The following is a 9,499-nucleotide window of genomic DNA, read 5'->3' on the forward strand; positions in this document are numbered from 1 at the left end:
CCACGTGGCGCGCTTGCGGCACCGCACCAGGGTGCTCGTGGGGAGCCGCCACGCGGCGTTCACCGACCTCCCCCTCCTCGAAGCCTCGGATCCGGTCGAGACCGGCACCGAGGTGGCGACGGCGGCTGTGCGGGAGGTCGCCGCGTGCTTCTTCGAGGCCGTCTTCTCCGGGCGCCGGCTCGCGGAGGATCCTCGCGAAGGCCGACCCCGTCAGCCCGAGTACGCACGCCCACCTCACGAGCGAGTCGACGAGCCCGACGCCGACGGCCTCCCCGGTCGCCCGGAGCTGCTTCGACACGGTCACGCCCGCCCGGCTCGGTTCGAGGCTCCCCTGGCTCGGGCCCGGGCGCACGAGACGCCCAACCCTGTCGCCGAGGTGTCCGACCGCCTCGTCCGGGACCCATGTGTTGTCCCCGTCGAGGACACCGAGGCCGCCGCCGTCGACGGAGACGCAGAGGCCCCGGTTCGTGCGCCGCCTCCGCTTTACACGCCTCTAGGAAGTCCGTAGCCGTCGGTGTGGGATGGTAGGGGACGACGGCCGCGAGCGCACCTGAGCCGAAGCGCTACTTTCCCGCCCCGATATCCGCTCCTCGTGCGCGCCCTCGTCAAAGCACTCCAGTCGGCCCCCACGTCTCTGTTCGTCCTCGGAGCCGACGGGCGAATCACCGAGGCGAACGCCGCCGCCCTCGCCCAGGTGGGCCGCGAGGCCAGCGATGTGATCGGCCAGGCGATCGGTGAGCTCGGCGTTCCGCTCGCCGCGCTCGGAGAAGCCGCCACCGAGGCCTGGCGGACCCAAGCACCCGTCCGTGTTGGCGGCGGCACCGCGCTCCCGCTCGGGAACGGGCGGATCCTCGTCACGACGGGGCCGGAGGACACCAGCCCGTCGGACGCTCAGGTGGCGCGGACCCAGTCGCTGCTGGCCGCCATCGTCGAGTCGTCGGATGACGCCATCGTGAGCAAGTCGCTCGACGGCATCATCACGTCGTGGAACGCAGGCGCCGAGCGGATCCTGGGTTACACCGCGGACGAGGCCGTGGGGCAATCGGTCCTCATGCTGATCCCCCCGGAGCGGCGCGACGAGGAGCGCATGATCCTTGACCGGATCCGGCGCGGCCAGCGCGTCGACCACTTCGAGACGGTCCGAGTGGACCGGAGCGGCCGGAAGCTCGACGTGGCGATCACGGTCTCGCCCATCCGCGACGCCGAGGGCCGCGTCGTTGGGGCCTCGAAGGTGCTCCGCGACGTGACGGCCCAACGGGAGATCGAGACCGCGCTCCGCGCCAGCGAGGAGCGGGCCCGCCTCGCCCTCGACGCCGCCCGCCTCGGGCTCTGGTCGTGGGACCCGGCGACGGACGCCGGGACCCAGGACGCCCGCACGAAAGAGATCCTCGGGCTCGGCCCGGACGAGGCGCTGACGATGGCTGAGGGGTTCGCCCGGGTCATCCACCCCGACGACCTCCCGGCCGTTCAGGCGGCCGTATCCGCCGCCATCGATCCCGCGGGCGAGGGCCTTCTGGACATCGAGAGTCGGATCCAGGCCGACGAGACGCGGTGGATCCGGGCGACGGCCCGGACGACGTTCGTCGGCGAGGGCCCGGCGCGGCGGCCGGTGCAGATGGTCGGCACGCTGGGCGACGTCACGTCGCAGAGGGCGACCGAGCGCCAGTTGCTCGCCGTCATCGATGGCCTCCCGGAACTGGCCTGGAGCGCCCGGCCCGACGGGCACATCGACTTCTACAACGGGCGCTGGTACGACTACACCGGGACCACGCTCGAAGAGATGGAGGGGTGGGGCTGGGAGGCGGTCCACGACCCGGCCGTCCTCCCCGAGGTCGTCGCCGAGTGGGAGCGCTCGCTCGCGACGGGCGAGCCGTTCGAGATGGAGTTCCCGCTCCGCCGCGCCGACGGCGCCTTCCGGTGGTTCCTCACGCGCGCCACGCCGGTCCGCGACGCCGACGGCCGGGTCACCCGGTGGATCGGGGTCAACACGGACGTCCACGACCGTCGGCGGGCCGAGACCCAGGCCCGGTTCCTCGCCGAGGCGGGCCGGCTGGCGGAGGAGGCCCTCGACTTCGACGCGACGCTCGACCGGCTCGCCACGCTCGCCGTCCCCGGCTTCTCCGACTGGTGCTCCATCAGCCTCCGCCAGGACGACGGGTCCATCGAGGCCGTCGCCATCGCCCACGCCGACCCCGAGAAGGTCCGGTGGGGCTGGGACCTCCAGGCCGTCCAGCCCGTCAACCCGGACGACCCCACGGGCGTCCCGAACGTGATCCGGACGGGCCAGTCTGAGCTCTACCCCGACGTCCCCGACGAGCTCCTCGTCGCCTCGGTCGCCGACGAGGAGGAGCTCGCGCTCCTCCGCGAGATCGGGTTCAGCTCCGTCATCATCGTGCCGATCCGAGCCGACGACGACGTCATCGGGGCCGTCTCGTTCGTCAACACCGAGTCCGGCCGGCACTTCGACGAGCAGGACCTCGCGACGGCCGAGGAGATCGGCCGCCGGGCCGGGTCCGCGCTCGAGACGGCCCGTCTCTATCGGGCGCTCCAGGGGAGCGAGGCGACGGCCCGCGAGGCCGAGAGCCGGACGCGTGCCCTCTTCGACGCCACGCCCGACGTCGTGCTCGTCTACCCGGTCGGGGACGACGGGCCGGAGCCGTTCATCGAGGTCAACGAGGCGGCCGTAGAGACCTACGGGTACGCGCGGGACGAGCTGCTCCAGATGCGCGTCGGCGACCTCCTGGCGCCGGGCGTCATCGCGCTCCCGGACGCGGTCGAGCGGCTCCGCCGCGAGGGCAGGGGTCGGTTCGAATCGGCCCACCGGACGCGCGACGGTCGCGTGATCCCGATGGAGACGGTCGCCCACCTCGTCCGCCGCGACGGGCAGGAGATGGTCTTGTCGGTCTGCCGCGACGTGACCGAGCGGCGCGAGGCCGAGCGGGCCCTCCGCGAGCGCGAGCGCGAGCTCCAGACGCTGGCCAACTCGATCCCCCAGATGGCCTGGATGGCCGATACGGAGGGCCGAATCCTCTGGTTCAACCGGCGGTGGTACGACTACACCGGAGCCCGTCCCGACGGGGCGCCGCCCCCCGACATGCGCGACCTCCTCCACCCCGATGAGGCCGATCGCGTGGCCGAGGGCTACCGCGCGGCGTTCGCCTCGGGCCAGCCGTGGGAGGACACGTTCCGCCTGCGGGGGGCGAGCGGCGAGTACCGGTGGTTCCTCTCCCGCGCGCTCCCCATCCAGGGGCCCGACCGCCAAGCGGCCCGCTGGTTCGGGACCAACACCGACGTTACGGAGCAGCGTGCGCTCCTCACCGAGCGCGATGAGGCCCTCGACCGGCTCCGCCAAAGCCAGGAGCGTCACCGGCTGGCACTCGAGGGCGGAGAGATGGGCACCTGGGAGTGGCATATCCCCGAAGACCACCTCGAAGGCGACGAGCGGGTCTACCGCCTGTGGGGCATGCGCCCGGGTGAGGTCGAGTCGGTCGCCGCGTTCTATGGCCGGCTCGTCCACCCCGATGACCTCCCCGGCCTCCAGGCCGAGGTCGCGCGCGCGCTGACCGAGGAGGACACCTACGCTGCGGAGTTCCGGATCGTCCGGCCCGACGGGCACGTCCGGTGGGTCGCCAACCGGGGCCGGGTGGTCCGCGACGCGGACGGCGCGCCGGTCCGGATGTTCGGGCTGAGCTACGACGTGACCGAGCGGCGCGAGTCCGAGGAGACGCTGCGGCAGAAGAACGCCGAGATGGAGCAGTTCGCCTACACCATCTCGCACGACCTGAAGTCGCCGCTCGTCACGATCACGGGCTTCCTCGGCGTGCTCAAGGGCCAGGTCCAGGCCGGCCAGGCCGAGCGCGCGCTGGCCTCGGCCGAGCGCGTCCTCGGGGCGGCCGACCGGATGGGCCGGCTCATCGAGGACCTCCTCCACCTCAGCCGCGCCGGCCGCGTGCTGGGCGACCCCGTCCCGGTCGACCTCGACGCGCTCGTGGGGGGGCTCGCCGAGGCCTTCGGCCGCCGCGTCCAGGAGGCGGGCGGGGCCCTCGACGTCGTGGGGCCGCTCGGTCGGCTCCTCGCCGACGAGCGCCGGGTCGGGGAGGTCGTCGAGAACCTCCTCGCGAACGCCGTCCGCTACGGGCTGGGCGGGGGCGGCACGCGTATCGTCGTCCGGTCCGAGCCCGCCCGCGGCGGCGGGCTCCGGCTCGTGGTCGAGGACGACGGGCCGGGCGTGCCCGAGTCCTACCGCCGGAAGGTGTTCGAGCTGTTCCAGCGGCTCGACGGCGGCGGCGAGGGGACCGGGATCGGCCTCGCGCTCGTCGCCCGGATCCTGGAGGTCATGGGCGGGCGCGCGTTCGTCGAGAGCGCGGGCGGCCCGCCCGGCCGCGAGGGCGCCCGGTTCGTCCTCCAATTCCCTGCCTCGGCCGTCCTCGACCGGCCGGCGGCAACGGAGCCATCGCCGGCGCGTACGACCGGCGGGCCTGCTCACCCCCAGCCATGACCGACACGACCGTCTTTCCGCTCCACGTCCTCCTCGTCGAGGACGATGACGACCACGCCGACCTCACGCGGATCGCGCTCGAGGCCCACAACCCGAAGCACCGCGTCGAGCGCGTGGCGGACGGCGCGGCCGCCCTCGACTACCTCTTCCAGCGCGGCCCGTACGTCGAGGTCGACCGACCCGACCTCGTCCTGCTCGACCTCAACCTCCCGCGTGCGAACGGGCTCGACGTGCTCGCCGCGGTTAAAGAGGACCCCGAGCGCCGCGTGATCCCCGTCGTCGTGCTCACGACGAGCGACGCCGAGACCGACCGGGCCCGGGCCTACGGCAGCTACGCCAACAGCTACGTCGTCAAGCCGGTGAACTTCGACAAGTTCCAGGCCATGATCTACGAGCTCGGGGACTACTGGGCCTGCTGGAACCAGCTCCCGTAGTGCCCGTGGAGCCCGCCCCCCTCCGCGTCCTGCTCGTCGAGGACGACGACGACCACGCCGCGCTCGTCGAGGCCTTGCTTGCCGATGCCGCGGACCCCGACGGCGAGGTCGACCGCGTGGCCACCGTCTCGGACGCCGTCGCGGCGCTCGCGGCGGCCCACGAGGCCGGCCGGCCGTTCGACGTCGTCCTCTGCGACCAGCGGCTCCCGGACAGCGAGTACTGGGAGACCGTCGGCCGCGTCGTGGCCGCCGCCCGGGCGGTTCCGGTGGTCGCTCTGACGTCGATCGGCGACTCCGACGTCGCCGTCGACGCGATGCGTCAGGGGGCCCAGGACTACCTCGTCAAGTCGGAGATGTCGCCCGAGATCCTCCGACGGACGGTTCGCTACGCCGTCGAGCGGGCCCGGCGGACGGCGGAGCTCCACGCGTCGAACGAGGCGCTCCGCCAGACCCTGGAGCACGTCCGCCAGATGCAGGCCCAGATCGTGGAGCAGGAGAAGCTGGCCGGCCTCGGCGGGCTGCTGGCGGGCGTCGCCCACGAGCTCCGGAACCCGCTCCACCTCGCCGTCGGGTTCGCCGAGGCCTCCGACGACCGGGCCGGCGCGCTGGCGGACCACCTCGGCGACGCGATCGACGACGCGGCGGCCGAGGAGCTCGCCGAGCTCCGCGCCAACGTGGCCAAGGTGGCCGAGCACGGCCGCCGGGCCGACAGCGTGCTCCGGGCCATGTTCGAGCACGCCCGGGGCGTCGTCGGCGAGCTCCGGCCGGTAGACCTCCACGCGGCGCTCGACGTGGTGCTCTCGCAGGCCCGGCCGACGGGGCCGTCGGTCCGCGTCGAACGGGACTACGACCCGGCCCTCGCGGGGGCGTCGGTCCTGGCCGTGGGGGGCGCGCTCGCCCGCGCGCTCTACAACGTGGTCGAGAATGCGATGATCGCGGCCGCCAGCGACGGGCTCGTCCGCGTCACGACGCGGCACGACGAGGCGGGGCACGCCGTAGTGGAGGTCGAAGACGACGGGCCGGGGATGTCGGAGGAGGTGGTCTCGCACGTGTTCGAGCCGTTCTACACGGCGTGGGGGCCGGGCCGTCGCGTCGGGCTCGGGCTCACCTTGGCCCACAGCGTGCTGGCCAGCCACGGCGGCAGGATCTCGATCTCCTCGCGGCCGGAGGGCGGGACCCTCGTTCGGCTCACGTTCCCGACCGCCCCGCTGGCGATCGGCGAGCACGAGACGGCCGGGGCGGGACAGCCCTCGCGGGGGCCCGGCCAAACGGGCTAGTCGCCGACCGCCTCGGCGGCCTCGACCGCCACGGGGACGGTGAGCGCGATGCGCGTTCCGACCCCAGGCGCCGACTCGATGGCGAGGTGACCACCGGCGCTCTCCAACCGCTCCCGGACGCTCGCCAGCCCGAAGCCGCCGCCCCCGGCGTCGAGCGCCGTCGCGTCGAACCCCCGCCCCTCGTCTTCGACGCAGACGACGACGGCCTCGGCGGATTCACTCACCACGATGCGAGCGCGGCCTGTCCCGGCGTGCTTGGCGACGTTGAACAGGAGCTCGCGGGTGAGGTGGTAGAGGAGCGCCCGGAGGGTCGGATCGAGAACGTTCGCATCTCCCTCGACGTCGACGTCGAGGCCGTGGGCTGCGTGGGTCCTCGTTGCGAGCCAGCGGAGCGCGCGGCCCAGCGCGGCCGCCCCCAGCGCGGCCGGGTTGAGGTCTGTCACCAGCGTCCGTGTCAGTTCGGTCGCCTCGCCGAGCATCCGGCTCGCGCGCTCCGTCATGCGTGCTCGCTCGTCCTCGGAGGGGGCTCGAGCGATGAGGTCGAGAGTGATCGAGAGCCCGTGGAGCCGCTGTTGGAGGTCGTCGTGGAGGAGCTGCGCGATCCGCCGGCGCTCCTCCTGCTCCGCCGTCGCCAAGCGGGCCGAGAGCGCCCGGAGGCGGACCGATTGTTCCCGCACTCGGCTCTCGAGCGTGTCGTTGAGCGCACGGAGCTCAGCCGCCTGCCGGGCCCGCTCGACGGCGTAGCGGACCGTCCGCCGGAGGATCTCGGGCGACATCTCCGACTTGACGAGGTAGTCCTGGGCCCCCTGCCGCATCGCGTCGACGGCGACGTCCATGTCCCCGATCGAAGTGAGCGCCACGACGGGCGCGTCGCCGGCCGCGCCCACGACGCGGGAGACGGACTCCCAGTACTCGCTGTCCGGGAGCCGCTGGTCGCACAAGACCACCTGGAACGGGTGGCCCGCCGCCCGAGCGGAGGCGAGCGAGTCGAGCGCACGGCCGACCGACGAAACGTGGGTGAGATCGAGGTCGAAGTCCTCCACCTCGGCGAGGTACGCAGCGACCAGGTCCGCGTGGTCCCTCTCGTCCTCAACGAGGAGGACGCGGAGCGCCCCCCGTTGGCATACCGCGTCCGGTCTGTGAGGTACTCCACCGTCTGAGAGAGGGCTCGGCCTGGGATCGGACTCCATGAGAGCGGCGAGCAGGTGAACGCGGCGGCAGATGACAGCCGAGCCACCGTATTGGAGCGGTCGGAACGGACCAAGCTAATCTCGCCGCGCTCGACCATGGTGACGTCTCGTCTTGGACGCACAGGGTAGGTTGGCACACCGATGCCGAGGGAAAGGACGACTCGATCCGCCGCCGACGTCGCCGTCAACGAAGCTGGCCGGGGAGGGGCTCCGCCGCGTGGGCGCCTGACGTGAGCCGGAGGGCTTGTTCGATAAGGGGCGTATGGAGTGTCGCCGCGCGGGAATCCCCTACACGCCCGGGACGGCACCCCCCGCAGCGTTCGCCCGGTCGTGGTTCTAGTGTGTTCCCATGCTAGACCTTGCCGCCGTCTTCCTCGCCGGACTCCTCGGGAGCGCCCACTGCGTCGGGATGTGCGGCGGGTTCGTCGCGCTCCTCGGGGTGGGGGGCGGCCCCGCCGTCGCGGCCCGTCAGGCCGCGTACTTCGCGGGGAAGACGGCGACGTACGCGGCCTTCGGCACGATGGCCGGAGCGGCGGGGTTCGCGCTCCGCGAGGCGTTCGCCGGTCTCGGCGGCGTGGTGTCGGTCGGCCTCGGCGTGGCGATGGTCCTGGCCGGGCTCGCCGTGTGCGGGGTGGCGTGGGGACGGAGCGGTCTCTCGGGGCGCCTGGCAGCCCGGCTGAGCCCCATCATCGGCCGGCTCGTGGGGGCGGGGCACCCCGGGGCGCTCTTGGCGCTGGGGATGGTGAACGGGCTGCTCCCGTGCGGGCTCGTGTACGGGATGCTCGCGGTCGCCGCGTCGTCGGGCTCCGCCGGCCGGGGGGCGCTCACGATGGCCGTGTTCGGCCTCGCGACGATCCCCGCCCTCGCCCTCGTCGGCGTGCTCGGGGGGCGGCTCCGGCCCGCCCGCCGCCTCACACTGCAGCGGCTCGCGGGCGTCCTCGTCGTCGCGATGGGGGCGCTGACCCTCGTGCGCGGGGCACACCCACTCGCCGCTCCAGCGGGCTCCCACTCCACACACGCCGAGGTCGTCTGCGGGGCCCGCTGACGCGGCTCGTAGGGCTTAGAACCGGACGAGCGAGAACACGAGCGTGAGGAGAGCGACGGCGATCCCGGAGAGCATCATGCCGACCAGGACGGCGAGCGTGGCCCGGTCGGTGACGGCGTCCTCGCGCTCGTGGGTCGGGACGAGGTCCATCTCGCGCTGACGGACGAGCCGGGCGTGCTCGTGGCGTTTCCGCTCGGCGATCACCGCCGCGTCCATCCCTTGACGGAACGCCTCGACGGGGGCGTCGGAGGCGGGATAGAATCGGCCGTACTTGCTCCACGGCGTCGCGCCCTCTGCCGTCCTTGCGCGGACGTGCCAGAGGAGCCTGTGGCCGGTCGCGGGGACCAGGCCCGGCAGCGCGATCTCGGTAGCCTGTCCGGCGTCGAGCGAGAGGACGTTGCGGTCGAACGCGGGGTGGGGGGAGAGCTCGACCTCATAGGCGACGGCGTCGGGCACCGCGCTCCAGCGGAGCGCGACGGTCACGGCGTCGACGACCTCGCCGCCGAGAGGAGCGAGCGGCCGCGGCGGCTCGATCTCGGCGACGGGCGCGTCCGTCCGAGCGGGCGTCCCGAAGCCGGGGACCGTCGACCAGTCGAGCGGCGAGGCACCGTCGAGGGCCTCGCCCGTGGCGTGCGGCCAGGCGGGCTCGGGGGGCGCCTCGGGGAGCGGGGCAGGACCCCGGGACTGGCGCTTCGCGACGCGCGCGGCGTGCCGCTCGTGTTCGGCGGTTTCAGCGGCCGAGCGGGCGGCCACTTCGAGGTCGGCCGCGGTCCCGGCGACGAACCGGGCCGGCGCACTCCACGCCCCACCCGCGCGGCGGACCCACCACAGGGACGGGACAGGCGGGAGCGCGTCGACGAGCGTCGTCTCGGTCGTCGGGAGGCCGTCGATTTCGACGAGCGGGACATCGGGGGCCTCGGCCGTCGCGACGCGGAGGTCGAACGACGTCGGGCCGGGCGGCGCGCTCCACCGGAACGTGACGGCGTCGAGCGGGGCGACGGCGCCGTCGACGGGCGCGAGCGGGGTCGGCGCGAGCGCCGAGGCGGAGCGGGTGG

Annotated in this window: 7 protein-coding genes; 4 read left to right on the forward strand and 3 right to left on the reverse strand. The window is 73.7% G+C overall.

Translation table 11 applies throughout. The features are described from left to right. Nucleotides 1-298, reverse strand: a 298-nt coding sequence (locus BSZ37_RS22335; RefSeq protein ID WP_218830406.1) for a hypothetical protein, incomplete at its 3' end; no start/stop codon positions are given. Nucleotides 299-592: 294 nt separating this feature from the next. Here BSZ37_RS22335 and BSZ37_RS05300 point away from each other — a divergent pair. Genes BSZ37_RS05300 through BSZ37_RS05310 form a run of 3 tightly spaced genes read left to right on the forward strand, consistent with a single transcriptional unit; the run spans nucleotide 593 to nucleotide 6,209 of the window. Next, entirely contained in the window at nucleotides 593-4,498 is a 3,906-nt protein-coding gene (locus BSZ37_RS05300; RefSeq protein WP_179299487.1) for a PAS domain S-box protein, read from the forward strand. Then, nucleotides 4,495-4,932: a response regulator gene (locus tag BSZ37_RS05305; RefSeq protein ID WP_095509544.1), complete on the forward strand. Its 438-nt coding sequence runs from the start codon at nucleotides 4,495-4,497 to the stop codon at nucleotides 4,930-4,932. The genes BSZ37_RS05300 and BSZ37_RS05305 overlap by 4 nt, the downstream gene beginning before the upstream one ends. A 5-nt stretch (nucleotides 4,933-4,937) precedes the next feature. After that, nucleotides 4,938-6,209 (forward strand): hybrid sensor histidine kinase/response regulator, encoded by a 1,272-nt coding sequence (locus BSZ37_RS05310; protein WP_143537561.1) that lies wholly within the window; start codon nucleotides 4,938-4,940, stop codon nucleotides 6,207-6,209. On the opposite strand, the gene BSZ37_RS05315 is transcribed toward BSZ37_RS05310, so the two are convergent. Continuing rightward, nucleotides 6,206-7,399: a hybrid sensor histidine kinase/response regulator gene (locus BSZ37_RS05315; protein WP_095509546.1), complete on the reverse strand. Its 1,194-nt coding sequence runs from the start codon at nucleotides 7,397-7,399 to the stop codon at nucleotides 6,206-6,208. The two genes, BSZ37_RS05310 and BSZ37_RS05315, sit on opposite strands and share 4 nt — an antisense overlap. 349 nt (nucleotides 7,400-7,748) lie before the next feature. Between BSZ37_RS05315 and BSZ37_RS05320 the strand changes: the two genes are divergently transcribed. Continuing rightward, the gene (locus BSZ37_RS05320; RefSeq protein ID WP_095509547.1) at nucleotides 7,749-8,444 is read left to right on the forward strand and encodes a sulfite exporter TauE/SafE family protein; all 696 of its coding nucleotides are present in this window, start codon (nucleotides 7,749-7,751) and stop codon (nucleotides 8,442-8,444) included. Nucleotides 8,445-8,459: 15 nt separating this feature from the next. Here BSZ37_RS05320 and BSZ37_RS05325 read toward each other — a convergent pair. Next, the coding region (locus BSZ37_RS05325; RefSeq protein ID WP_179299488.1) for a fibronectin type III domain-containing protein at nucleotides 8,460-9,499 on the reverse strand (1,040 nt) is incomplete at its 5' end.

The organism is Rubrivirga marina (genome assembly GCF_002283365.1).
Taxonomy (GTDB): Bacteria; Bacteroidota; Rhodothermia; order Rhodothermales; family Rubricoccaceae; genus Rubrivirga; species Rubrivirga marina.

Bases quoted from the DNA above. Each gene is read 5' to 3' on its own strand.
- BSZ37_RS05305 (WP_095509544.1), top strand. From the start codon at position 4,495: ATGACCGACACGACCGTCTTTCCGCTCCACGTCCTCCTCGTCGAGGAC.
- BSZ37_RS05315 (WP_095509546.1), bottom strand. From the start codon at position 7,399: ATGGAGTCCGATCCCAGGCCGAGCCCTCTCTCAGACGGTGGAGTACCT.
- BSZ37_RS05320 (WP_095509547.1), top strand. From the start codon at position 7,749: ATGCTAGACCTTGCCGCCGTCTTCCTCGCCGGACTCCTCGGGAGCGCC.